20 protein-coding genes are annotated in these 22973 nt (G+C 72.8%); 13 read left to right on the top strand and 7 right to left on the bottom strand.

Annotation, left to right across the window (positions count from 1 at the left end; all coding sequences use genetic code 11):
• Positions 1-57: 57 nt before the first annotated feature.
• The gene (locus ACZ43H_RS22195; RefSeq protein ID WP_464586493.1) at positions 58-627 is read left to right on the top strand and encodes a dienelactone hydrolase family protein; all 570 of its coding nucleotides are present in this window, start codon (positions 58-60) and stop codon (positions 625-627) included.
• A gap of 57 nt (positions 628-684) precedes the next feature.
• On the opposite strand, the gene ACZ43H_RS22190 is transcribed toward ACZ43H_RS22195, so the two are convergent.
• Entirely contained in the window at positions 685-2322 is a 1638-nt protein-coding gene (locus tag ACZ43H_RS22190) for a hypothetical protein (RefSeq protein WP_464586492.1), read from the bottom strand.
• A 173-nt stretch (positions 2323-2495) separates the two neighbouring features.
• Between ACZ43H_RS22190 and ACZ43H_RS22185 the strand changes: the two genes are divergently transcribed.
• The 6 genes from ACZ43H_RS22185 to ACZ43H_RS22160 are packed head-to-tail and all read left to right on the top strand — an operon-like array spanning position 2496 to position 7747.
• A complete protein-coding gene (locus tag ACZ43H_RS22185; RefSeq protein WP_464586491.1) occupies positions 2496-3722 on the top strand; it encodes an NAD(P)/FAD-dependent oxidoreductase in 1227 nt (408 codons plus the stop codon).
• A gap of 13 nt (positions 3723-3735) precedes the next feature.
• On the top strand, positions 3736-4815 hold the full coding sequence (locus tag ACZ43H_RS22180) for a type III polyketide synthase (RefSeq protein ID WP_464586490.1): 1080 nt from the start codon (positions 3736-3738) through the stop codon (positions 4813-4815).
• Positions 4812-5348, top strand: coding sequence for an isoprenylcysteine carboxyl methyltransferase family protein (locus ACZ43H_RS22175; RefSeq protein WP_464586489.1), 537 nt, complete (start codon positions 4812-4814; stop codon positions 5346-5348). The genes ACZ43H_RS22180 and ACZ43H_RS22175 overlap by 4 nt, the downstream gene beginning before the upstream one ends.
• Positions 5341-6372, top strand: coding sequence for an NAD(P)/FAD-dependent oxidoreductase (locus ACZ43H_RS22170; protein WP_464586488.1), 1032 nt, complete (start codon positions 5341-5343; stop codon positions 6370-6372). The genes ACZ43H_RS22175 and ACZ43H_RS22170 overlap by 8 nt, the downstream gene beginning before the upstream one ends.
• Positions 6369-6962: an isopentenyl-diphosphate Delta-isomerase gene (idi, locus tag ACZ43H_RS22165; RefSeq protein ID WP_464586487.1), complete on the top strand. Its 594-nt coding sequence runs from the start codon at positions 6369-6371 to the stop codon at positions 6960-6962. The genes ACZ43H_RS22170 and idi overlap by 4 nt, the downstream gene beginning before the upstream one ends.
• A complete protein-coding gene (locus ACZ43H_RS22160) occupies positions 6959-7747 on the top strand; it encodes a UbiA family prenyltransferase (protein ID WP_464586486.1) in 789 nt (262 codons plus the stop codon). The genes idi and ACZ43H_RS22160 overlap by 4 nt, the downstream gene beginning before the upstream one ends.
• Positions 7748-7801: 54 nt before the next feature.
• Here the strand turns inward: ACZ43H_RS22160 and ACZ43H_RS22155 are convergent, their stop codons facing one another.
• Together ACZ43H_RS22155 and ACZ43H_RS22150 are read right to left on the bottom strand one after the other, a co-directional pair.
• The gene (locus ACZ43H_RS22155; RefSeq protein WP_464586485.1) at positions 7802-9739 is read right to left on the bottom strand and encodes a YhgE/Pip family protein; all 1938 of its coding nucleotides are present in this window, start codon (positions 9737-9739) and stop codon (positions 7802-7804) included.
• On the bottom strand, positions 9736-10440 hold the full coding sequence (locus tag ACZ43H_RS22150; RefSeq protein ID WP_464586484.1) for a hypothetical protein: 705 nt from the start codon (positions 10438-10440) through the stop codon (positions 9736-9738). Before ACZ43H_RS22150 ends, ACZ43H_RS22155 begins: the two co-directional genes overlap by 4 nt.
• Positions 10441-10633: 193 nt before the next feature.
• Between ACZ43H_RS22150 and ACZ43H_RS22145 the strand changes: the two genes are divergently transcribed.
• From ACZ43H_RS22145 to ACZ43H_RS22125, 5 genes are all read left to right on the top strand, one after another.
• Complete coding sequence (locus ACZ43H_RS22145) at positions 10634-11392, top strand: LamG domain-containing protein (RefSeq protein WP_464586483.1); 759 nt, start codon at positions 10634-10636, stop codon at positions 11390-11392.
• A gap of 7 nt (positions 11393-11399) precedes the next feature.
• Positions 11400-13127: an ABC transporter substrate-binding protein gene (locus tag ACZ43H_RS22140; RefSeq protein WP_464586482.1), complete on the top strand. Its 1728-nt coding sequence runs from the start codon at positions 11400-11402 to the stop codon at positions 13125-13127.
• Between the two features lie 185 nt (positions 13128-13312).
• Positions 13313-15040 (top strand): ABC transporter substrate-binding protein, encoded by a 1728-nt coding sequence (locus ACZ43H_RS22135; RefSeq protein WP_464586481.1) that lies wholly within the window; start codon positions 13313-13315, stop codon positions 15038-15040.
• 185 nt (positions 15041-15225) lie between these two features.
• Positions 15226-15513 carry a DUF4242 domain-containing protein gene (locus tag ACZ43H_RS22130; protein WP_464586480.1) on the top strand — a complete coding sequence of 96 codons (288 nt, stop codon included), beginning with the start codon at positions 15226-15228 and terminating at the stop codon, positions 15511-15513.
• A gap of 107 nt (positions 15514-15620) precedes the next feature.
• Positions 15621-18203: an AAA family ATPase gene (locus ACZ43H_RS22125; RefSeq protein WP_464586479.1), complete on the top strand. Its 2583-nt coding sequence runs from the start codon at positions 15621-15623 to the stop codon at positions 18201-18203.
• Here the strand turns inward: ACZ43H_RS22125 and ACZ43H_RS22120 are convergent, their stop codons facing one another.
• Together ACZ43H_RS22120 and ACZ43H_RS22115 are read right to left on the bottom strand one after the other, a co-directional pair.
• On the bottom strand, positions 18204-18638 hold the full coding sequence (locus tag ACZ43H_RS22120; RefSeq protein WP_464586478.1) for a MaoC family dehydratase: 435 nt from the start codon (positions 18636-18638) through the stop codon (positions 18204-18206).
• A gap of 29 nt (positions 18639-18667) precedes the next feature.
• Positions 18668-19279 (bottom strand): carboxymuconolactone decarboxylase family protein, encoded by a 612-nt coding sequence (locus ACZ43H_RS22115; RefSeq protein WP_464586477.1) that lies wholly within the window; start codon positions 19277-19279, stop codon positions 18668-18670.
• 275 nt (positions 19280-19554) lie between these two features.
• On the opposite strand from ACZ43H_RS22115, the gene ACZ43H_RS22110 reads away from it, so the two are divergent.
• On the top strand, positions 19555-20814 hold the full coding sequence (locus tag ACZ43H_RS22110; protein ID WP_464583928.1) for an IS110 family RNA-guided transposase: 1260 nt from the start codon (positions 19555-19557) through the stop codon (positions 20812-20814).
• A gap of 17 nt (positions 20815-20831) precedes the next feature.
• On the opposite strand, the gene ACZ43H_RS22105 is transcribed toward ACZ43H_RS22110, so the two are convergent.
• Positions 20832-21413 carry an OsmC family protein gene (locus ACZ43H_RS22105; RefSeq protein WP_464586476.1) on the bottom strand — a complete coding sequence of 194 codons (582 nt, stop codon included), beginning with the start codon at positions 21411-21413 and terminating at the stop codon, positions 20832-20834.
• Positions 21414-21468: 55 nt separating this feature from the next.
• Positions 21469-22692: an NAD(P)/FAD-dependent oxidoreductase gene (locus tag ACZ43H_RS22100; protein ID WP_464586475.1), complete on the bottom strand. Its 1224-nt coding sequence runs from the start codon at positions 22690-22692 to the stop codon at positions 21469-21471.
• Positions 22693-22973 lie beyond the last annotated feature (281 nt).

The following is a 22973-nucleotide window of genomic DNA, read 5'->3' as shown; positions in this document are numbered from 1 at the left end:
ACTAGCATCGCCGAACGTTCCAAAATATTCGATCAATGACGGAGGAGAGCCACTGACATGGCCGAGGTGCTGCTGTACCACCACATCCAGGGCTTGACCGACGGAGTGCGGGCCTTCGCTGACGGGCTGCGCCAGGACGGGCACACCGTGCACACGCCCGACCTCTTCGAGGGCCGCACGTTCGACAGCATCGAGGAGGGCTTCGGGTTCGCGCGCGACACGGGCTTCGACGCGATCCGGGAGCGCGGCGCCGCGGCGGTCGACGGGCTCGGCCCCGACCTCGTCTACGCCGGGTTCTCCTTCGGCGTGACGATCGCCCAGCGACTGGCGCAGACCCGGCCGGGAGCGCGCGGGGCGCTGCTCATCTACTCCTGCATCCCGGTCTCGGAGTTCGGGGAGGCGTGGCCGGAGGGGGTGCCGGTCCAGATCCACGGCAAGGAGGGCGACGAGTTCTTCGACGAGGACCTGCCGGCAGCACGCGAGCTCGCCGGCTCCACCGCCGCCGCCGAGCTGTTCCTCTACCCCGGCGACCAGCACCTCTTCGCCGACTCCTCGCTCGACGCCCACGACCCGGAGGCGTCCGCACTGCTCATGGAGCGGGTACGAGCGTTCCTCGCGCCCCTCTGACCGGCCTGCCGCCGGTGTCCCTGCCCGCGCTTCCGGATGGGCAGGGACACCAGCCGGTCAGAAGTGCGAGCGGACCAGGTAGTTGTCCTGCTGCGGCACCGGCACCCCTTCGCCGAGCACCTTGACCGAGCGGTAGTTGGCGTTGAAGGCGGCCAGGACCCGGTCGCGGTGGGCGAACACCTCGATGTAGTCCCCGATGAAGGCACCTCCGACCACCGGGTCGGACTCGCTCTCGTTCGACACGCTCGTCAACCGGTGCCGGCTCGAGACGGTGCCGTTCGGGCGGAGCGCGGCCAGCTCGACGTCCTGGCGGTTGTGGAACACGGGGTCGAACCGGTTGGTGAACCACGCGACCGCGAGGTCACGACCGCCCTTGTTGGCCGAGATCGTCGGGAAGTAGTTGTCACCCCCGGCCGAGACCACCTTGGTCCGGCTCCAGGTCGCGCCCTGGTCGTCGGAGTAGCGCAGCTTGACGGCCGGCTCCTCGCAGGTGCTGTCACCCAGCGGCCTCGCCCGGCACCCCTCCCACACGACGTAGGCCCGCGGCTTGCCGTTGACCATCTTGACGTCGCTCTTCGGGTACGTCGCGATGCGGAAGTCGTTGGCGTGCAGCGGTGCGAGACCCGCGTTCCTGGGCTCGCGCGCGACCAGCCTCGCGGGGCCGAACGTCGTACTGCCGGGCGGAGCGACCCGCATCCAGAACTTCATGTGCTCCGGAGGCTCGAAGTCGGTGGCGAGGTCGTTGTCCTGCTCCCAGGTGACGTAGGTGCTGCCGTCCGGAGCGATCGTGACGTCCCCGAACTGGATGCTCGGCTGGTCGCCGCTGATCAGGATCGGGCTGCCGCAGGTGAGGGCCAGGTCGCAGTGGACCGCCTTGATGCTGTTGGAGGTGTAGTCGCCCGTGCAGCCCACGTCGGGGCAGATGAACTCGGTGTAGACCACCCACACCTGGTGGTTGTCCGCGTAGATCCAGGGCTTGTCCAGGAGCTTGTGCGGGTCGTCGGACTTCGCGACGACGGTGCGGTCCGGCCAGCACGACGGGTCGGTGCCGCCGGGGCAGGAGGCCAGGGTCGCCGGGGTGCTCTTGTAGAGCCCGATGCCGTTGGGGAAGAACGTCGACGGGTCGTAGTTGAGGTCGCCCGCCAGCAGCGTGCAGTTCGGCGTGGCCACGTCGATCGGGTCACCTCCGGACGGAACCATCGTCCCGCCGCCGAAGTCGATCGCGGGCAGCAGGCCCTCGTTGCGGACGGTGTCACCTCCGTCGGTCGAGAGGTACCACCCGGTGAAGTTCTCCTGCGGGTCGAGCAGGCCGCGGTAGTCGTTGGTCCCACTGAGCACGACTCGCGGCTTCTTCTGGCAGCTGGTCACCGACTCCTCGTTCTGGGGCAGGCCGGTGTTGTCGCGGTTGAAGACCGCGCCCCGCATCGGGCCGGACCCGCCGAGGGACGCGCCCGGAGCCGCGGCGGCCTTGCGGGCACCGAGCAGGTCGTGCAGGTGCTCGAACCCGGGCCGCACCTCCTCGGGAGCCTCCTGCGGATGGGCGATGAGGTAGCGGGTGAGGGGTGCCGACGACAGCTTGTTCGCCATGGTCCCCAGGCCCTCCGCCGACGATGCCGGAGACGCCGACGGCGCTGCTCCTGCGAGAGGTGCGGCGAGCAGGGCCAGCGCCCCGACCGCGACCACGTTCCTGATCATGCGAGCTGATCTCGTGCGTCCCATGAGAACCCCCGTTCCCTCGATGAACAATGGTCCGACGAGCCACGCTAGGTCGGGCCCGGGCGGCACTTCATGGCCCCAATAGGGGAACTCTCGGCGTCGTCCGGCGTCGGGCCCGCGGCGAGGTTGACCACGGCCGCTACGTTGACGACATGGCGCGGGCGCTGCCCTCGGAGGGGGCGTGGGACCTGATTGTCGTGGGTGCGGGGCCGGCGGGCGCCGCTGCCGCGCTGGGTGCCCTCGCCGTCGACCCGGACCTGCGGGTGCTGCTGCTGGACCGGTCCGACTTCCCTCGCGACAAGTCCTGCGGCGACGGGATCGCGCCACACGTGGTCGACGTGCTGGCCGGTGTCGGTGCCGCGGACGTCGTGCACGGGTGGACTCCGGTCCGTCGGCTCGAGCTGTCCCGCGGCCCGCACGAGGTCGCCGGTCGCATGGCCCGGGACGCGTGGGTCGTGCCGCGCGCCGTGTTCGACGCCCGCCTGGCAGATCGTGCGGTCGGGGCCGGCGCCGTCCTGCGGCGACACCGCGTCGTACACCTCGAGCGGCATCGCGACCGCGTCGTCATCGACGGGTCGGTGACGGCCCGCGTGGTGGTCGGCGCCGACGGCGCCCACTCGGCGGTGCGCAGGAGCCAGGGACCGGGGCACACCGGCACTCGAGCGCTGGCCATCCGCGGCTACGCCCCCACACCGGCCACCAGGTCCGCCCGTCAGGTGATCCGGTACGGCGAGCGCCGCCAGCCCTCCTACGCCTGGTCCTTCGACCGCGGTGACGGACTCTCCAACGTCGGGTACGGCGAGCTGTTGCACGGCGAGCACGCAGCCCCGACCCGCGCCCTGCTGCTCGAGCAGCTCGAGCTGCTGCTGCCGGGCACCGTCGCCGAGGGGCGGGACTGGCGCGGACACCACCTCCCGCTGTCGGGCTGGCGGTGGCACCAGCCGGACGGGCCGGTGCTCCTCGCCGGAGACGCGGCCGGGCTGGTCAACCCCATGACCGGCGAGGGCATCTTCTACGCCGTCGCCACCGGGGTGCTGGCCGGCCGGGCGGCGGCCCGCGCCATCAGGTCCGGGTCCCCCGGCGGCGCGGGCGCGGCGTACCGCGCCCACGTCAGACGCCGGCTCGCGCGACACCTCCGGCACACCTGGACGGCGTCCCACCTGTCCCGGCGACGGGCGGTCGTCGTGGCCGGCATCCGGGCGGCCGGCCGGGACCACGAGGTCTTCGACGACCTCGTCGAGCTCGGCCTCGGCGACGGCCGCATCACGCCCCGGCTGGCCTCGGGGCTGGCCACGGGGCTCGCCTCCGGGCTGGCCTCTGACCTGACCCCAGGACTCGTCTCGCGACTGGTCACGCCCCTCCGGCATTCCCAGCGGTGAAGGAGTACTCCTCATGCACATCGACTCGGTCCGTGGCGTCCTGCCACCGCACCAGTACTCGCAGGAGGAGATCACCGACGCGTTCGTCGGGGTGATCGCCGACGGCTCCCTCGACGAGCGCGTGCTGCGGCGGTTCCACCGCAACGCCGGCGTCCGCCGGCGCAACCTCGTGCTGCCGCTGGAGCGGTACGGCCGGCTGGACGGGTTCACCGAGGCCAACGACCTGTTCATCGAGCACGCCGTGGACCTGGGGGCGCGCGCGGTGACCGACGCCCTCAAGGACGCCGGCCTCACCCCCTCGGACGTCGACCTGGTCATGTGCGCGACGGTCACCGGCCTGGCGGTGCCGACCCTGGAGGCCCGGATCGCCTCGCTCCTCGGCATGCGCCCCGACGTCAAGCGGGTGCCGCTCGTGGGCCTGGGCTGCGTCGCCGGTGCGGCCGGGCTGGCCCGCCTGCACGACTACCTGGCGGGTCACCCCGACGACGTGGCGGTCCTGGTGACGGTGGAGATCTGCTCGCTGACGGTGCAGCGCGACGACCTGTCGGTCCCCAACCTCGTCGCCAGCGGGCTCTTCGGGGACGGGGCGGCCGCGGTCGTGGCCCGCGGCGGCGGCAGCGGCGTCGGACGTGCGGGCGTCGAGGTGCTCGACACCCGCAGCCGGCTCTACCCCGACTCCGAGCGGACCATGGGCTTCGACGTGACCAGCGGGGGGCTGCGCATCGTGCTGGACGCGCAGGTCCCGACGGTCGTCAACCACTACATCCGCGACGACGTGGACGCCTTCCTCGACGGCCACGGCCTGACCCGGGCGGACGTCGAGTGGTGGGTGTGCCACCCCGGCGGCCCGAAGGTCATCGAGGCCCTCGAGTCGGCCCTGGAGATCCCGCGCGCCGCCGTACAGCTGACGTGGGACTCCCTCGCCCGGATCGGCAACCTGTCGTCGGCGTCGGTCCTGCACGTCCTCGAGGACACCCTGCGCGAGCGCCCGCCCCGGCCGGGTTCGTACGGCATCGTGATGGCCATGGGACCCGGCTTCTGCTCCGAGCTGGTGCTCGTGCGGGCCCACGAGCCGGCGGCGGTGCCCGCGTGACCAGCCTCGTCGCGTTCACCGTGCTGGTCGGCCTGGTCGGCCTGGAGCGGCTCGCCGAGCTGGTGGTGTCCAAGCGCAACGCCGCGTGGAGCTTCGAGCGGGGCGGGCGGGAGAGCGGTGCCGGCCACTACCCGGTGATGGTCGTCCTGCACACCGGCTTCCTGGTGGCGATGCTGGTCGAGGCCTGGGTACGCCGGCCCGAGGTGCCGCCGGTCCTGGCCTGGTCGATGCTGCTGCTGGTGCTGGCCTCCCAGGCGCTGCGCTGGTGGTGCATCGCGACCCTCGGCCACCGCTGGAACACCCGGGTGATCATCGTCCCGGGGCTGCCCCCGGTGACCGGTGGGCCCTATCGGTTCCTCCGCCACCCCAACTACGTGGCGGTCGTCGTGGAGGGGTTCGCCCTCCCGCTGGTGCACGCCGCGTGGATCACCGCGCTCGGCTTCACCATCGCCAACGCGGTGCTGCTCGGCGTACGGATCCGCGTCGAGGACGCCGCGCTCGCCACCCTCCCCCGGAGCCCCGCCGATGCGTGACCTGCTCGTCGCGGGCGGTGGGCCGATCGGCCTGGCCACCGCCCTCCACGCCGCCCGGGCGGGCCTCGACGTCGCCGTGCTCGAGCCCCGCGAGGGCGTGATCGACAAGGCGTGCGGCGAGGGACTGATGCCGGGTGCGGTCGCGGCGCTCGCCGGGCTGGGGGTCAGACCGGCGGGCCGGCCCATCACCGGGATCCGGTACGTCGAGGCGCGGAGGGAGGGCCGGTCGGTCGAGGCGGCGTTCCGGCACGGCACCGGCCTCGGCGTACGCCGCACCGAGCTCCACTCCGCCCTGGCGGCGGCCGTGGAGCGCGCCACCGTGCCGGTGGCGCACCGCGCCGTGCAGTCGGTGGAGGACCGGGGGGACCACCTCCTCGTCGACGGCGAGCCCACCCGCTTCCTGGTGGCGGCCGACGGGCTCCACTCACCCCTGCGTCGGATGCTCGGCGTGGACCGTCCCGTACAGGCGCGCCGTCGCTACGGCCAGCGCTGCCACGTCGCGGTCGCGCCCTGGACGTCGTTCGTCGAGGTGCACTGGGCGCACGTGGGCGAGGCCTACGTGACCCCGGTCGGACCGGACCAGGTCGGCGTCGCGGTGCTCACCGACCAGCGGCGACCGTGGGAGGACCTGCTGGCGGACTTCCCCGCCCTCGCCGAGCGGCTGGAGGGTCCCGCAGTCTCACGGGTCCGGGGCGCCGGCCCGCTGCGGCAGCGGGCCCGACGCCGCACGGTCGGTCGGGTGCTCCTGGTGGGGGACGCGGCGGGGTACGTCGACGCGCTGACCGGTGAGGGCATCGCGCTGGGTCTCGCGCAGTCGCGCGCCGCCGTGGCCGCGATCGTCGCCGGGCGCCCGCAGGCCTACGAGCTGGCGGCCCGCAGGCTCGGTTGGCGGCACGAGCTGCTCACCCGGGTGCTGCTGGCCTCCACGCGACCGCTCTCCCTGCGCGAGCGGATCGTGCCGGCGGCGGCCAGGCTCCCCCGGGTGTTCGGCACCGCCGTCGACCAGCTGGCGAGGCCGGCGTGAGCCCCGACCCGGCGACCCAGGAGCTCGTCGTCCTCCTCGACGAGAGGGGCCAGGCGATCGGGACCGCTCCGAAGGCGGCCGTGCACCACGCCGACACGCCTCTGCACCTCGCCTTCTCGTGCTACCTCTTCGACACCGGCGGCCGGCTGCTGCTCACCCGGCGAGCGCTGGACAAGCCCACGTGGCCCGGCGCCTGGACCAACAGCGTCTGCGGCCACCCCGCGCCCGGCGAGGACCTCCGCGACGCCGTACGCCGACGGGTGCGCGCCGAGGTCGGTGTGCGGGCCGAGCAGGTGCGGCTGATGCTCCCCGCCTACCGGTACCGGGCGGTGATGCCGAACGGCACCGTCGAGAACGAGATGTGTCCCGTCCTGGTGGCGACAACCTCCGACCAGCTGGATCCCGACCCCCACGAGGTCGCGGACACGGCATGGGTCGACTGGGCGCGCTTCCGGAGCGAGGTCCTCAGCGGCACCCGCGAGGTCAGCCCCTGGTGCGCCGAGCAGGTCGCGCAGCTGCCCGAGCGACCGCTGACGGCCCCGGCCCAGCCGGACGGCGCCCTGCCGCCGGCGCTCCCGGGACGTCCGTGACCGCGCTGCTGCGGGCCGCCCACCTCGGCCCCGCACTGGCGGTCGTGGTCCTGTCGTCGTTGCTGGGGGTCGCTGCCGGGCTGGGGCCGGAGCGCGTGGTCCTGGTCAGCCTGGCCGTGCTGGCCGGCCAGCTGTCGGTGGGCTGGTCGAACGACCTCGTCGACGAGGCCCGCGACCGCGCCGTCGCACGGACCGACAAGCCCCTCGCCGCCGGTGACGTGGACCGGCGCGTCGTCCGGCTCGCCTGTGCCGCGGCGGTGGTCGCGACGGTGGTGCTGTCCCTGGCGTGCGGCCCGGTCGCCGGGCTGGTGCACCTGCTCTGCGTCGCCTCGGCCTGGGCCTACAACCTGGGCCTGAAGTCGACGGCGTGGTCCTGGGCTCCCTACGCGTTCTCGTTCGGCGGCCTGGTCGTCTTCGTGTCGCTCGCGGACGTGCCGCCCCAGCTCCCGCCCTGGTGGGCCCCGGTCGCGGGTGCCCTGCTGGGAGTGGGAGCCCACCTGCTCAACGTGCTGCCGGACCTGTCGGACGACGCAGCCACCGGTGTCCGCGGGCTTCCGCACCGGATCGGCGCCCGCCGGCTGCCGGCGGTCGCCGTGGCCGTCCTCTCCCTCGGCAGCCTGGTGGTGGTCCTCGGGTCCGGTGTCACCCGCCCGGCATCCATCCTCGCCCTCGCGGTGGTCGGCCTGCTGGCCGCGGTTGCGCTCACCCGTCGCGGCCGGGTGCCGTTCGTCGCCGCGGTCGGGATCGCGCTCACGGACGTCGTGCTGCTGCTGACGGCGGGTTGACGTGCACCGTGCGCCGGCGATCCCCAGGGGCTCGGCGCATCTCGGCGCCGCCGGTCAGAGCGCCGCCTCGGGCCGGATCCGCTTGGGCACCCACACCCGCTGCCGCCGCGCCACGACCGAGGTGAGCACGAGAGCACCGACGAGGTAGGCGAGCAGGACGACGACGTCGTCGGCCACCCGGGCGCTGAGCCCGCCGTACAGCAGCTGGCGGAGCCCGTCCACGCCCCGGCTCATCGGCAGCACGTGGTGGAGCCAGGCGATCGGCGGCGGCAGCGTCTGCCACGGGAACGTCCCGCCCGCCGTGACCAGCTGCAGGACCATCAGCACGAGACCCAGGAACTGACCGGTCGAGCCGAGCGCGGCGTTCAGCAGGTGCAGGATCGCCACGAAGGTGACCGAGAGGAGCAGCAGGAACGCCAGCGTCCCCGGGAAGTCCGCGGGCCGGATGTCGACGCCGAACGCGACGATGCTCAGCACCACGACCATCTGGGTGACCCCGATCAGTGCCGGGGTGAGCCACCCGCCCACCGCGATCCGCAGCGGTGACTGGTTGGCGGCCAGGGCCCGACGGGACAGCGGCCGCACCAGCATGAAGAGCACGTACCCGCCGATCCAGGCCCCCAGCGAGAGGAAGTACGGCGCGAGGCCGGCACCGTAGCTGTCCGCCCGGGCCTGCGAGGCGGACCGGAGGTCGACGGGATCGGCGATGGTGTCGGCGATCCGCTTGCGGGTCGCGGCATCCGCCCGGGGCACCTGCCGGGCCCCGTCGCGGAGCCCGTCGCGCAGCTTCTCGGCGCCGTCCCTCGCGGAGGCGGCGCCGTCGGCGAGATCACCGAGGCCGTCGGCGAGGCTCGTGGCGCCGGTCGAGAGCCGCGCGGCTCCCCCGGCCAGGCGCTGCGCCCCGCCGCGCGCCCGGTCGATCCCGGACACCAGCGCGGGCACGTTCGCCGCCAGGGTCTCGTTCCCGTCGGCGACCCGGTCGGCGCCGACCGCGAGCCGGTCCAGCGCGCGGGAGGCCGCCCGGACCTTGTCGTTGCCATCCACGACGGCGGGCCGCAGCCCGTCGTACACCGCCAGCACCGCCTGTCGCTGCTCGGCGTCGAGCCCCTGGCGGCGCAGCTCCTCGGCGAGGTCTCGACGGGTGCTCGCGTAGCCCTGCACCAGGGTGGACGCCGCGGAGGCGGCGGTGTCGCCGATGTCGGCGATCCGCTGGTCGGCGTCCGCGACCTGGCGCGCGCCATCGGCGAGCCGGCGGGTCTGGGCGGGAAGGTCGGCCGTGGAGGTCGCGAGCGTGCCCAGCCCGGTCGCGAGCTCGTCGCTGCCGGCGCGCAGGCGGCCGGCGCCGGCGGCGAGCCGGTCCGCCCCGGCGCGAGCGGTGCGCGCTCCGTCGACGAGCCGGTCGAGTCCGTCGGCGAGGCGGTCGGCACCCTTGGCGCCACGCAGCAACCCGGCACGCAGGTCGGAGATGCCGAGCAGGAACTGGTCGGCGGCCGTCTCGGAGACCTGCTGGGACAGCGAGGTCCGGACCTTGGCCACCACCGTGTTCGCGATGCTCGTCGACAGGTAGGAGTTGGCGTCGTTCGTGACCAGCTGCAGGCGCGCACGCTCGGGCTCGTAGCGGCCGCTGCTGGTGAGCGCCGCCGAGAAGTCCTCGGGGATGACCAGTGCGAACTGGTAGTCGCCCTCCCGGACGCCGCGTCGGGCCTCGCCGGCGTCGACCTCGTGCCAGTCGAAGGAGCCGTCCTCCACCAGCTGGTCGGCCACCCGACGGCCGGCGTCGACCGTCTTGCCCTCGGTGTCGGTGGCACCCGTGTCGTCGACGACGATCGCGGCGGGGACGTACTTGAGGTTTCCGTACGGGTCGTGGTTGGCATACAGGTAGACACCGGCGTAGAGCGCGGGCACCAGCACCAGCGCGACCACGACGATGCGCGCAGTGCGGGTCGCGGTGATCCGGCGGATCTCGGTCCAGGCCATGCGTAGCGAGGTCACTGCGGGTCCTGCTCTCGGGTCTCGTCGTCGACTTCGTGCGGCGCCGCCAGGGTCGTTCCGATCGCGGTCGCCTCGCCCGGGGAGGCCGCCCGGCTCCCGGTCACCACCACGCCGAAGCCGCGGTCGGCGAACCGCCGCGCCAGGGCGAGGGCCTCGTCCGCGGACAGGCCGTGGCGCTCCGGCCGCACCCACACGAGGAACGCCGTGCCCGGGCGCAGGGCGGCGGTGCTCAGCAGCGACTCGCTGCGGTCGGCGCCGGGCACGTCCTCGGTGATCACGTCCAGGAGGTGGTCCTCCCCCCGCTCCACGAGCCAGTCCGCCACCGCCGACCTGCTGCTCCGCTGCCCGGCCATGGCCAGCTCCTCCGACAGCACGACGTGCCAGGGCACCAGGTCGTCGAGGTCATTGACGTCGGGCACGTCCACCAGGGCGACCGCGGCCTGCAGGCGGGCGGCCCTCGCCCTGGCCCCGGGTGTGTCCTCGCCGAGCGTGACCGTCCCGGCGTCCAGGCCGAGCCGGCCGGCGAGGGCGAGCGCGAGTGCCGCGTGGGCAGGGCCGGGCGGCCCGACCACCTGCACGACCTGCCCTGGCGCGACGGTGAGGTCGGTGGCCGGCAGGAGGGTGCGCCTGCCCTGGCGGACGCAGACGCCGCGCGCGACGAGCGGCGGCGGTGCGGGACGATCCGACTCCGGTGCTTCCAACGACTGCCTCCTCCGCCGGTCCATCAGGTCGTGCTACACGATCGTCCCAGTGACCGCTCGCGCCCGCTCGTCCGGCCACGAGACGGGTGGCCGGCTCGTGACGCACGTCCCGTCGCGCCGCCGCACTTCGTCGAATGAGGGGACGACCCACGGCGCACGCGGACGTACGGTCGAGGTGGAGATCGGAGTCGCCATGCGCACACTCCTCGCGGTCTCGGTGGTCGCTGCACTCGCCCTCGCACCGGCCGGGGCGTCGTACGCCGGACCGGCAGCCGTCGCGGCCGCACCCACGACGACCGGCCTGGTGCTCAGCTACGGGTTCGACGCCGACACCGGCACCGTCGCGCGCGACTCGTCGCCGAACGCCGTCAACGGCGCCTACGTCAACACCACTGCGGAGGCCGCGCGGTCCCCCGGGGTGCCGGGTCGGTCCTGGGCCATCACCCTGGTGGGGGCGGAGCACCAGTACGTCGCGGTGCCGGAGCGCAACGTGCTCGACGTCAGCCGGTTCACGGTGGCCGCGCTCGTCAGCTACACCGGCGTGCAGAACGACCGCACCAACGAGCGGTGGGAGGTGGTCGAGAAGGCCGGTGCGTACTGGATCAACGTCCGCACCGACGGCCACGTCCGCGTCGGAGGGTTCTTCGGCGGCTGCACCTCCGCCGCCTGGAAGTACCTCGACAGCACCGTCACCGTCCCCACCGACACCTGGACCCACGTGGCCAGCACCTACAACGGGACCCGGCTCACCGTCTGGATCAACGGCACCCGGGCCGGCAGCAGGGCGGTCACCGGCACGACCTGCCACAACAACCGGCCGCTGGCCGTCGGCGCCAAGAACTACCCCGCCGCCGGCCCGCCCGAGGCGTTCTGGGACGGGCAGCTCGACGACGTCCGCGTCTACAAGCGGGCCCTGTCGGCCGCGGAGATCCAGGGACTGCTCCCGGACTGAAAAACCCATGCCCGGATGTCGACCCTCACTCGCCGGACTGGTCACCCTGGGACTGGCCGGAGCGCTCACCGCCGCATGCGACGGAGGGGCGGCCAGCGGGGGCTCCCTGTCGCCCAGCCGGGCGGGCGGCACGCTGTACTACTACACCCAGAAGGCGTACGACCACGTCGATCCGCAACGCAGCTACCTCGGGTCCGAGATGACGAACTTCAGCCGGACCGTCTACCGCCAGCTGGTGTCCTTCCCGATCTCGAACGACCCGGAGAAGGCCAACACCCCGGTCCCCGACCTGGCCACCGACACCGGCACCTCCTCGGAGGGCGGCAAGGTCTGGTCCTTCACCGTCAAGGACGGCGTGAAGTGGGAGGACGGCAAGCCGATCACCTGTGAGGACTTCAAGTACGGCGCCTCCCGCGTGTTCGCGACCGACGTCATCACCGGTGGCCCGAACTACCTGCTGAGCTACCTCGACATCCCCACGGACTCGAAGACCGGCCTGCCGGCCTACAACGGTCCGTACAGGGGTGACGGCCAGGAGCTGTTCGACAAGGCGATCACCTGCGACGGCAACACCATCGCCTACCACTTCAAGCAGCCGTGGCCGGACTTTCCGCTGGCCATCGCGTCCCTGCACATGATGGATCCGTTCCGCCAGGACAAGGACGAGGGTCCGAAGTCCAACTACATGATCTTCTCCAACGGCCCCTACCGGGTCGAGGGCAACATGTGGGACAAGCAGACGGGCGCGACCTTTGTTCGCAACGACGACTACGACCCGTCGACCGACACGACCGACCTGCGCATGGCGCTGCCGGACCAGATCGTCTTCGACGTGGGTCAGACCTCCGAGACGATCTACGACCGCCTCATCGCCGACGACGGTGACGACCAGTACGCCGTGACGGAGGAGCGGGCACCCCCGCCCTCCTACCCGGACCTGGCAGGTCGCGCGGCCGACCGTTCCACCGTCGTCGAGTCGCCGTACGTGGACTACCTGGTGCCGAACTTCCGTCGCCTGACCGACCCGAAGGTCCGTGAGGCCCTCAAGGTCGCGACCAACGCCCAGGCGTGGATCGACGCCGGTGGTGGCGAGAAGGCCTACGGCCCCGCCGAGTCGATCGTGAACCCGGCCGTGGTCGGCTACCAGGCCAACCCGGCCTTCGACGGCCCGCAGGAGGGCGACCCCGAGGCCGCCAAGGCGATGCTCGAGGACGCCGGCGTCAAGATGCCCTACCCGATCACCTTCACCTACCCGAGCACCGAGACCGCTGACAAGCAGGCCGCGGCGCTGAAGGAGACCTGGGACCAGGCCGGCTTCGACGTGACCCTCGACGGCCTGGGCAGCACCTACTTCGACGCCGTCGCGAGGCCGGACAAGGAGAGCGACGTCATGTGGACCGTGTGGGGCGCCGACTGGCCCTCGGCGATCACGGTGACACCTCCGCTCTTCGACAGCCGTGTCAACCTGACCGAGACCTCCGACGGCCAGGACACCGGCGCCTACGAGAGCCAGGAGTTCAACTCGCTCGTCGACCAGGCCCAGCAGGCCTCGACCCTCGACGAGCAGACCGCAACCCTCCGTGAGGCCGACAAGGTCCTCGGCGAGGACGTGGCCTACATCCCGCTGGATGTCGCCAACTTCTACTTCCTGCACGGTTCCCGGGTGACCGGCTACGTCAACGCCGCGTCCTCGTCGGGCTACCCGGACCTCGGCCCCATCGGCGTGGCGGGCTGACGAGCGGGCCCGATCGGATGATCACCGACTCGTGACCCGCCACCGCGTGTCGACACCCGATCGTTACGCCATCGGAGCCGCGCTGATGCGACAGCGTTCCTAGGTTGGAGGGAAGGGGACTCGACCTTCGTGACCGACCGTGGCGACGCTTCCAGCGCGTCACCCAGCACGCAAGGGAGAAGCGCATGTTGAAGCATCCAAGGCGGGGGATCGCCGTCGCGGCCGCGGTCGCGCTGGCGGCAGGTCTCGCCGCCTGTGGCGGTGGCTCGTCCGACAACAACAGCTCGTCGGGGCCGGCCAAGGCCGGCGGCACGCTCTATTACTACATCAACGATCCGTACGAGTACATCGATCCCGCGCGCGCCTACTACGGCGTCGAGATGAGCAACTGGAGCCGCACGATCTTCCGCCAGCTGGTGACCTTCCCGACCGCCACGGACGAGAAAGAGGGCTTCACCCCCGTCCCCGACCTCGCGACCGACACCGGCACCTCGTCCGAGGGCGGCAAGGTCTGGAAGTTCACGGTCAAGGACGGCGTGAAGTGGGAGGACGGCAAGCCGATCACCTGCGAGGACTTCAAGTACGGCGCATCGCGCGCCTTCGCGACCGACGTGATCACCGGCGGGCCGACGTACATGCTCAGCTACCTCGACATCCCGATCGACGCCAAGACCGGGCTGTCCGTCTATGACGGGCCGTACAAGGGGGACGGCCAGAAGTACTACGACAAGGCGGTCACCTGCGACGGCAACACGATCACCTACCGGTTCAAGTCGCCGTGGCCGGACTTCCCGCTGGCCGTCGCGTCACTGCACATGGCGGACCCGTTCCGCAAGGACAAGGACCAGGGCGCGAAGTCGAACTACATGATCTTCTCCAACGGCCCCTACCGGGTGGAAGGGAACTACTGGGACAAGAACACGGGCGCCACGTTCATCCGTAACGAGAACTACGACCCGAAGACGGACTCGCCCGAGAACCGCGAGGCGTTGCCGGACAAGATCGTCTTCACCATCGGCCAGACCCCCGAGACGATCTACGACCGGCTGATCGCGGACAACGGCAACGACCAGTACGCCATCACCTCTTCGCGGGTGCCGCCGTCGTACTACACCCAGATCGAGGGCTCGGTCGCGGACCGCTCGCTCCTGGTGAAGTCGCCGTACGTCGACTACCTGCAGCCGGTGATCCCCAACATGCCCGACCTCAAGGTCCGGCAGGCGCTCGCGGTCTCGACGAACGCCCAGGCCTGGATCGACGCCGGTGGCGGCGAGAAGGCCTACAGCCCCGCCGAGTCGATCGTGAACCCGAACCTGCCGGGGTACAAGCCGAACCCGGCGTTCGAAGGCCCGAACACGGGTGACGTCGACGCCGCCAAGAAGCTGCTGGCGGAGGCCGGCGTGAAGACACCGGTGCCGATCACCTTCACCTACCAGAGCAGCGAGACCTACGACAAGCAGGCCGCGGCGCTCAAGGACACCTGGGACCAGGCCGGCTTCGACGTGACCCTGGACGGGCTGGGCGACACCTACCTCGACGTCATCGACAAGCCGAACAAGGACAGCAGCGTCGTCTGGGAAGGCTGGGGCGCCGACTGGCCCTCGGCCATCACCGTCTCGCCGCAGCTGTTCGACGGCCGGATCATGAGCAAGACGAGCACGAACTCCGACTACGGCCAGTACAACAGCGAAGAGTTCAACAAGCTGGTCGACCAGGCGCGGGGCGCCGGCACGATCGAGGAGCAGACATCCTTCCTCCAGCAGGCCGACATCGTGCTGGGCAAGGACGTGGCGTACATCCCGCTGGAGATCACCAACTTCTACTGGCTCCACGGGTCGAAGGTGCAGGACTTCACCGTCACGCCCTCGTCGAACGGCAACCCCGACCTCGGGGTGATCGGGGTGGAGAACTGACGCTCGCACAACCCGGTCCGAGATCGTCGGGCGGCCGCACTCGGGCGGCCGTCCGACGGCTCGACGCTCCGTCACCGCACGGGGCCACAGATGGGGAGCCGCTCCCGATGTCGTGACGCCCGCGACGACCGAGGGTGGGAACACCGCCGGCACCGTGCCGGGGGACCACCACAAGGAGCACCACCATGCAGCGTTTCCTCATCGAGCGTGAGATCGACGGCGCCGGCGACCTCACCCAGGCCGACCTCGCCCAGATCGCAGCGACCTCCAACGCGGCCGTCGACTCCCTCGGCGTGCCGTACACCTGGGTCACCAGCTACGTGGCCGGCAACAAGATCTACTGCCTGCACGAGACCGACGACGTCGAGACGATCCTCGAGCACGCCCGGCGCGGCGGGTTCCCGGCCGACCTGGTGACCGTGGTCGCCAACGAGTTCGGGCCGCACACGGCCGAGCAGGTCGCCGCCGGGTGACCGGTCGTCGTACCCGCCCCGGGGCCTCGACCACACCGGTCGAGGCCCCGGGGCGGGACCGGGAAAACCACTTCCTGGCGCGCGCGGAGCGTCCTAGGGTGGCTCCCGTGAGCCTGTTCGAGCGGGACGCAGAGCTCGCCGCGCTCCACCAGGCTCTCGGGCAGACAGCGGCGGGCCGGGGCTCCGGGGTCGCCGTCAGCGGGGACGCCGGGGCCGGCAAGTCCGCGCTCGTGGCGGCCGCACTGGCCGGCGTCCCGGACCTGCGCGTGCTCCGCGGCGCCTGCGATCCCCTGGCCACGCCCCGCCCGCTCGGCCCGTTCCGCGACATCGCCGGGCCGGCCGGCATCACCCCGCTGCTGACCGGGGACGAGCTGTCCCGCAGCGCCGTGTGCGAGGCGGTGTACGACGCCCTCGGCGCCGAGCGCACCGTCCTCGTCGTCGAGGACCTGCACTGGATCGACGCGGCGTCGGTCGAGGTGCTCCGGTTCCTGGTCCGCCGCATCGACGCCATCCCCCTCGCGCTGGTCGTGACCTACCGCGACGACGAGGTCGGGCCGCGGCACTCGGCGCGCGCCCTGCTCGGCGACTTCGCGTCGCTGGAGAGCCTCACCACCCTGCCGCTCCGGCCGCTCAGCGAGAGCGGCGTGGCGGCGCTGCTCGACGGCACCGGCCTCGAGCCCGCGCGGGTGCACGCGCTCACCGGCGGCAACCCGTTCTTCGCGGTCGAGGTGGCCAAGGACCCCGGACGTCCGCTCCCCCGCTCGGTGCGCGACGCCGTCCTCGCCCGCACCGTCGACGTCGCCCCCGACGACTTCGAGGTGCTCCAGCTCGCGGCGGCCGCGACCGACCGGCTGGACGACCGGCTGCTCCCCGGGCTCGGTGTCGACCTGCCCACCCTGCGGCGGCTGCACTCCACCGGCCTGCTGCTGCGCGACGGGCGGGGCCTGGTGTTCTGCCACGAGCTCGCCCGGCTGGCGATCGAGAGCACCATCCCCGCCGGCGGCGGTCCCCGGCTGCACGCCCGGCTCCTCGACCTGCTCGAGCAGACCGGGCCGCACGACGTGGCACTCCTCGCCCACCACGCGGTGGCGGCCCACGACAGCGGGCGCGCCGCCCGCTATGCCGAGGCCGCAGCGGCCGAGGCGATGCGGGCCGGCTCGCACACCGAGGCGGTGGCCTTCCTCGAGACCGCCCTGGCCCACCTCGACGACGACCCCGCCCGCCGGGCCACGCTGACGACGCAGCTGGCGAACGAGCAGTACATGACCAACCAGCTCGGCACGGCGCTCGGCACCATCAGCTCGTCGCTCCCCCTGTGGAGCCGGGCCGGGGACGCGGCGGGGCTGTCCGCGGCGTACGAGTCCTATGCGAAGTTCGAGTACTACAGCGTCCACCGACGCCAGGCGGAGTCGCACGCCGACCGTGCGGCCGAGATCGCCCGGGACGCGGCGGTCATGCAGTACGGCGCCGCCCGCGTCATCCGCAGCTACCTCGCTCTGCAGCGCGGCGAGTTCGACCTGGTCCAGCAGTGCCAGGCCGACGCCACCCGGGTCGCCCGCGAGCAGGGCAGCGAGGCGCTGGCCGTGCGCGCCGGGCTGTTCACCGCCGCCAGCGACCTCGCCCGCGGCGACCTCGACGGGCGGCTCAGGCTCGTCGACATGATCGATGCGGCCCGGAGGCTGGGCCTCGACGAGCTGGCGTCGACCGGCTACTCCAACCTGGCGAACATCGACGTGGAGCAGCGGCGGCTCCGGGCCGCCGAGCACGTGCTCGAGGAGTCGCTGCGTTTCGCGCGGGACCGGGACATCCCGATCTGCATGTACTGGCAGACCGGGGTGCGGTCCCGGCTGCACCTGGCCCAGGGCCGGTGGAGCGCCGCGCTGGAGGACTCCGCCTGGGTCCTGGAGGGCTCGGACATGCCGTTGGCAGCCCTGTGGCCGCACATCGTCCGCGGCCTGCTCGAGCTGCGCCGCGGAGGCACCGTCGGTGAGCACCTCGACGACGCGTGGCGACTGGCCGAGCAGCTCGACGAGCCGCTGCGCCGGCTGCCGGTGCTGTCCGCCCTGGCCGAGCAGATGTGGCTCACGGGCACCCCCGACCCCCGCGTCACCGACACCGCGGTGACCGCCGTGCGCGAGCTGGCCGGCGCCCCCGGGACGGCGTGGGGTGTCGGCGACCTGGCGGTCTGGCTGACCAGGCTGGACCTGCTGCCCGAGCCTCCTCTCGACGCCTCCCTCGATCATGTGGCCGAGCCGTTCCGGCTCGCGCTCTCGGGACGGTACGACGACGCCGCGGCCTGGTGGCACCGGGTCGGCGCGGTCTTCGACGAGGCGATGGCGTGGGCGGACTCGACCGACGCCGGGCGCCGCACCCGCGCCATCGAGCGGCTCGACCTGCTCGACGCCGTCGCGGTGGCCGACCGGCACCGGCTCGCCCTGCGCCGGGAGGGCGTCACGCAGGTGCCGCAGCGGCCGCGGGTCAGCACCCGGGCGAACCCGGCGGGCCTGACCAACCGTCAGCTCGACGTGGCCAAGCTGGTGGCCCGCGGCTTCACCAACGCCGAGATCGCCGGCCGCCTCTACATCTCCCCCAAGACGGCCGACCACCACGTCTCCGCGGTGCTGGCGAAGCTGGGGCTGCCGCACCGGCGGGCCGTGGTCGTGCAGGCGGACGAGCTCGGCCTGTCCTGATCAGTCGAGCGCCATCGTCCAGCACACCGCGGTGCCCTCGATCGCGACGACCCCGTCGCCGCGGACCACGCGGGTGGCCAGCGTCGTGATCGGCTTGTCCTCGCGCACCGCCGTCACCTCGACCTCGCCGGTGATCTCGTCACCGGGGCGGGTCGGGGCGAGGAACTTCCAGTGCGTCTCGAGGAAGACGGTGCCGGGCCCCGGCAGCTTCTCGGCGACGACCGCGTTGAGGATCGCGGTGGTCACGCCGCCCTGGACGACGATGCCGCCGAGGCGGGTGCGGGCCGCGAGCTCCGCGTCGTAGTGGACTGGGTTGCGGTCGCCGCTCATCGCGGTGAACCGCTCGATGTCGGCCGTCTCGACGACGCGGCTCATCGACGCGCGGTCGCCGACGGCGGGCGCGCCGTGCGGCCAGGCGGGCGGGTTGTCGGTCATCGCAGGCCTCCCGGGGCTGTCGTGGCGTCTCATGGTCCCACCGGCCGTCCGAAGCCGACCGCGTCCCGCACCACCGCAGGCACCCGCTCCGCGAGCTCGCGGTCGGGGGCGGCCCCGAGCGTGTCGTTGACCGTGGCGAACGCGAGCCTCAGGGCGACGTACACGGTGAGGGCGAAGACCTGCCCGTCCTCGAGGCCAAGCGCCCGGAGCTCCTCGACATGGGCCGCGGTGGTGGCGTTGGGGTCGCGCGCCATCCTCCGCGCCCACGCGACCAGGGCCGCGTCCAGGGCGGTCAGGGTCGCGGCCGAGCCGTCGATCACGCCGGCCGCCGTCTCGGGGGTCGAGGCCGTGGCCAGCCGGGCGCCGCCGGCCAGCGAGCAGTAGGAGTCACCCATCGCCGAGGCGCACGCGGTGATCAGCAGCTGGCGCTGCCGGAAGTCGAGACCGCCGAGGTGACCGGCCAGGCCCAGCCCCTGGGAGAGGAGGTGGAGGGACTCGGGGCTGTTCGCCCAGAGCCGGGTCAGGTGCGCGACGTACCCCTGCCCGTCGAGGTCGGCGGCGTACATCCGCTGCACCGCCTCGGTCGGCTCGGGGTCGCGCAGGAAGCTGGCCGCGGGGAGCGGGCCAGGCTGCCGGCTCACTGGACTACCTTCCTCGTGTCGGCGGTCCTGGACGGGCCGCTGATGCACCCCAGGTGCCGTCGGGTCACTGCCCTGCTCGCTCGACCCCTTGATGTCCACGATGAGTTCTGCAGGGCCCGGCGGTCACCCGGGACGCCGTGATCGTCGACAGGGCTGTGCGCCAAGGCCGACCGGATGGCTGGCTGGGAGCGCCGATCAGTGAGCTGACAGACAGATGCGTCCCGGCACCAAGACGAGGGTGCCTCCCCACTGGGTCTAGCAGCGAGGAGGCTGACATGAAGTCTGCCAGCACCACCCCGGAGAGCAAACTGCCCGACCAGCCCATCAACGGTGTCACCGGCGGTGTGGACTGGGCCAGCGAGGACCACGCCGTCAGCGTGGTCGATCACCGCGGCCGCGAAGTCGCCCGCAGGACTGTCGACCACACCGCGGCCGGACTTCGCACGTTGGTGAAGTTCCTGATCAACCACGGCGTCGGCGAGGTCGCCATCGAACGCGGCGATGGCCCCGTCGTCGATGCTCTGCTCCACGCCGACCTGACCGTGGTCGTGATCAGTCCCAACCGGCTCAAGAATCTGCGCAGCCGTTACGGCTCGGCCGGCAACAAGGACGACCGGTTCGACGCCTACGTCCTGGCCGACACCCTGCGCACCGACCGCACCCGGCTGCGGCCGCTGACCCACGACAGCGAAGCCACCAAGACCCTGCGCGCCACCGTCCGGGCCCGCCGCGAACTGGTCAAGCACCGCGTCGCGCTGTGCAACCAGCTGCGCGCCCACCTGCAGGCCGCGTTCCCCGGCGCTGTGGGTCTCTTCAAGGACCTGGACTCCCAGATCAGCCTGCGGTTCCTGGCCCGCTTCGACTCCCAGGAACGCGCCGACTGGCTCAGCGTGAAGCGGCTGGCGGCCTGGCTGAGCAGCGTCGGCTACAGCGGCCGCAAGAACCCCGCCGACCTCTACGCCCACCTGCAGACTGCGCCGCGTGGACCGGTCGGTCCCGACGGCGCCGCCCGCGCCCATGTCACCCGCGCCATGCTGAGCGTCCTGACCGAGCTCGTCGAACAGATCGCGACCCTCGAGGCCCAGATCGCCGAACAGCTCGCCCTGCACGCCGACGCCCACATCTTCCAGTCCCTGCCCCGCGGCGGCACCGTGCGCGCTGCCCGGCTGCTCGCCGAGATCGGCGACGTCCGCGGCCGGTTTCCCGACGCCGCGTCCCTGGCCTGCCTGGCCGGCGTCGCGCCCTCGACCCGCCAATCCGGCAAGCACAAAGCCGTCACCTACCGATGGGCGGTCAACAAAGAGCTCCGCGACGCCGTCTGCGACTTCGCCGGCGACTCCCGCCGAGCCAACCCCTGGGCCGCGAAGATCTACAACGACGCCCTCGCCCGCGGCAAGGACCACCCCCACGCCACCCGCATCCTGGCCCGCGCCTGGCTCGGCGTGATCTGGCGATGCTGGCAGAACCAGACCGCCTACGACCCCCACCAGCACGGCGCCCTCCAGGCACTGCTCAGCGGTGTCGAAGCGGCCTGACGTTGACACAGGGCTACTCATCGGTCCACCCCGTCGGCCCGGGCGATCTCGACCGTGACGTCGGTGCCGTGCGCCAGCACGTCGAAGACCGCGGAGCGGGCCCTCGACTGCGCCACCAGCCCCGCGAGCACCTCGGCGTCGGCGTCCGCGTCGACCTCGAAGGTCGCCCGGACCGCGTGGAAGCCGTTGCGGACCGCCGGGTCGAGCCCGAGGATGCCGCGCAGGTCGATGTCGCCGTCGACGCGGCAGCGTACGCCGCTCAGCTGCACCCCACGGGCGGCGGCGATGTTGGCCAGGCCCGCCATCAGGCAGGCGGCGAGCGCGTTGAGCAGCAGCTCGGCCGGCGTGGGGCCGTGGTCCCGGCCGACCAGCACCGCGGGGTGGTCGGCGTCGACGACGGTGTCGTGGACGTGGACGTGCTCCTGGCCGGCGCCGGAGAAGCCCGGGAACCGGCCCCGCGAGTGGGTGCCCGACACCCACTCGCTCTCGGCGCGGAACTGGAACGCGGCGGCCGCAGGCTGCTGCCGGACCGCATCGATGGTGGCGAAGAGGGCATCGGTGTCGACGCCGTTCAGGTGCAGGTCGTGCGTGGTGGACATGGGAGTCCCTTTCTGGTGGGGGTGGGTGTCGGAGAGATGTCTGGAGGGGAGGCGGTCAGGCACGGGCGACCGCCTCCCCGAGGAGTGCCGGACGCTCGGCGAGCTGTGTGGCCTCGACGTCCAGCGCCCGGCTCAGCGCGCCCTGAAGCTCCACGAACCGCTCCGGGTCGGGGAGGTCCCCGAGCGCGCGGGTGAGCCGGAACGTGTCGCCGATCGCCGCGTCCCGCGAGCACTCGTATCCCGCCATCTCCGCGGCCTCCCGCTCGAGGTCGTCCTCGCGCAGCCACCGGATGGCGGCGTCGGCGAGCAGCTCGGCGTCACGGAAGGCGTCGGTGATGCCGTGCCCCGTGATCGGGTCGCGGTGGTAGCCGGCGTCCCCGACCAGGGCCCAGCCCGGCCCGGCGGCCCGGCGCAGCCGGTTCGGCAGTCCGACGGCGCCCCGGACCCGGGCCGCGACCCGGCCCGCCAGGACCCGGTGAGCCAGGTCGGGGACGGTCCCGTGCAGGGCCTGCAGCCACGCGTCGAGCCGATCGGCGCCGGCCGCGAGCAACGGCCGCAGCTCGGCGGCGGGCCGGATCAGCCAGACGCACGCCTCCCCGTGGTGCGTGGGGAAGACGCCGGCGAACGCACCGCGGGCCAGGTGGAACTCGAAGCCGTCCCAGGGCACGTCGGCGACGTAGGTGTAGAAGCAGCCTCCGCTCGGGGCGTACGACGCCACGGTCGCCGCCCCGACGTACCCCGCCGTCCGGGAGTGGACGCCGTCCGCGCCGACGACCAGCCGGGCGCGCAGCTCCCGCCGCGCTCCGCCCGGCCCGCGCGTGGTCACGCCGACCACCCGGCCACCGGTGTCACGCAGCACCCCGGTGGCGGTGGTGCGGGTCAGCAGGGTGGCCCCGGCGCGGACCGCGGCCTCGGCCAGGATCGTGTCCAGCACGAAGCGGCGTGGCGCCAGCAGCAGGTCGATCCCCGCCCTCGCCCTGACCGGGCGGCGCACGGGCTCGGGGACCGGGGTGCCGCAACCTCCGGCGTACTGCTGGAACAGCACCGACCTGATCGGCGGCGCGCCACTGGCCAGCACCTCCTCCAGCAGTCCCCAGCGGTCCAGCTGCACCACCGCGCCGCGGACCAGCGAGTGTGTCGAGGTGGTGTCGCCCGGCAGGTCCGCCCGGTCCACCACCACGACGTCGAGACCCGCGCGGGCGAGCAGCATCGCGGTCGCGGCGCCGGCGCAGCGGGCGCCCACGATCACCACGTCGTGGCTGGTGCGGATGGTCGACATCGGGAGTCCTCGGGTCGGTCGGGTGGTCGTGGACCGAACCTAGGAGCGACCGACGTGGGCGGACGTCGGGAGCGGCTCCCCATCTTCCGCGGCGCGGGTCGGCGAAAACCTTGCCGCGCGGAATCGCCGCGACGTACGGTCGAAGCACCCTTCGACCACCGGGGTCGGACGAGGGCGCTCACGGGAGGCGACGATGGTGCTGCACCCGCACCCCGCCGACGTACGCCGCCGCGTCCACCAGTCCGCCTGGACCCGGGGCAGGGTGGCCCACGGCTGGGAAC

It is taken from the genome of Nocardioides sp. DN36 (genome assembly GCF_055380375.1).
The sequence above is the reverse complement of the archived record's forward strand: the minus strand, read 5'-3'. Positions and strand labels throughout refer to the sequence as shown.

What these genes read in the sequence shown, in the direction of transcription:
- ACZ43H_RS22195 (WP_464586493.1), top strand. Translation starts at nt 58, where the DNA reads ATGGCCGAGGTGCTGCTGTACCACCACATCCAGGGCTTGACCGACGGA.
- ACZ43H_RS22190 (WP_464586492.1), bottom strand. Translation starts at nt 2,322, where the DNA reads ATGATCAGGAACGTGGTCGCGGTCGGGGCGCTGGCCCTGCTCGCCGCA.
- ACZ43H_RS22185 (WP_464586491.1), top strand. Translation starts at nt 2,496, where the DNA reads ATGGCGCGGGCGCTGCCCTCGGAGGGGGCGTGGGACCTGATTGTCGTG.
- ACZ43H_RS22180 (WP_464586490.1), top strand. Translation starts at nt 3,736, where the DNA reads ATGCACATCGACTCGGTCCGTGGCGTCCTGCCACCGCACCAGTACTCG.
- ACZ43H_RS22170 (WP_464586488.1), top strand. Translation starts at nt 5,341, where the DNA reads ATGCGTGACCTGCTCGTCGCGGGCGGTGGGCCGATCGGCCTGGCCACC.
- ACZ43H_RS22145 (WP_464586483.1), top strand. Translation starts at nt 10,634, where the DNA reads ATGCGCACACTCCTCGCGGTCTCGGTGGTCGCTGCACTCGCCCTCGCA.
- ACZ43H_RS22140 (WP_464586482.1), top strand. Translation starts at nt 11,400, where the DNA reads ATGCCCGGATGTCGACCCTCACTCGCCGGACTGGTCACCCTGGGACTG.
- ACZ43H_RS22135 (WP_464586481.1), top strand. Translation starts at nt 13,313, where the DNA reads ATGTTGAAGCATCCAAGGCGGGGGATCGCCGTCGCGGCCGCGGTCGCG.
- ACZ43H_RS22130 (WP_464586480.1), top strand. Translation starts at nt 15,226, where the DNA reads ATGCAGCGTTTCCTCATCGAGCGTGAGATCGACGGCGCCGGCGACCTC.
- ACZ43H_RS22120 (WP_464586478.1), bottom strand. Translation starts at nt 18,638, where the DNA reads ATGACCGACAACCCGCCCGCCTGGCCGCACGGCGCGCCCGCCGTCGGC.
- ACZ43H_RS22110 (WP_464583928.1), top strand. Translation starts at nt 19,555, where the DNA reads ATGAAGTCTGCCAGCACCACCCCGGAGAGCAAACTGCCCGACCAGCCC.
- ACZ43H_RS22105 (WP_464586476.1), bottom strand. Translation starts at nt 21,413, where the DNA reads ATGTCCACCACGCACGACCTGCACCTGAACGGCGTCGACACCGATGCC.
- ACZ43H_RS22100 (WP_464586475.1), bottom strand. Translation starts at nt 22,692, where the DNA reads ATGTCGACCATCCGCACCAGCCACGACGTGGTGATCGTGGGCGCCCGC.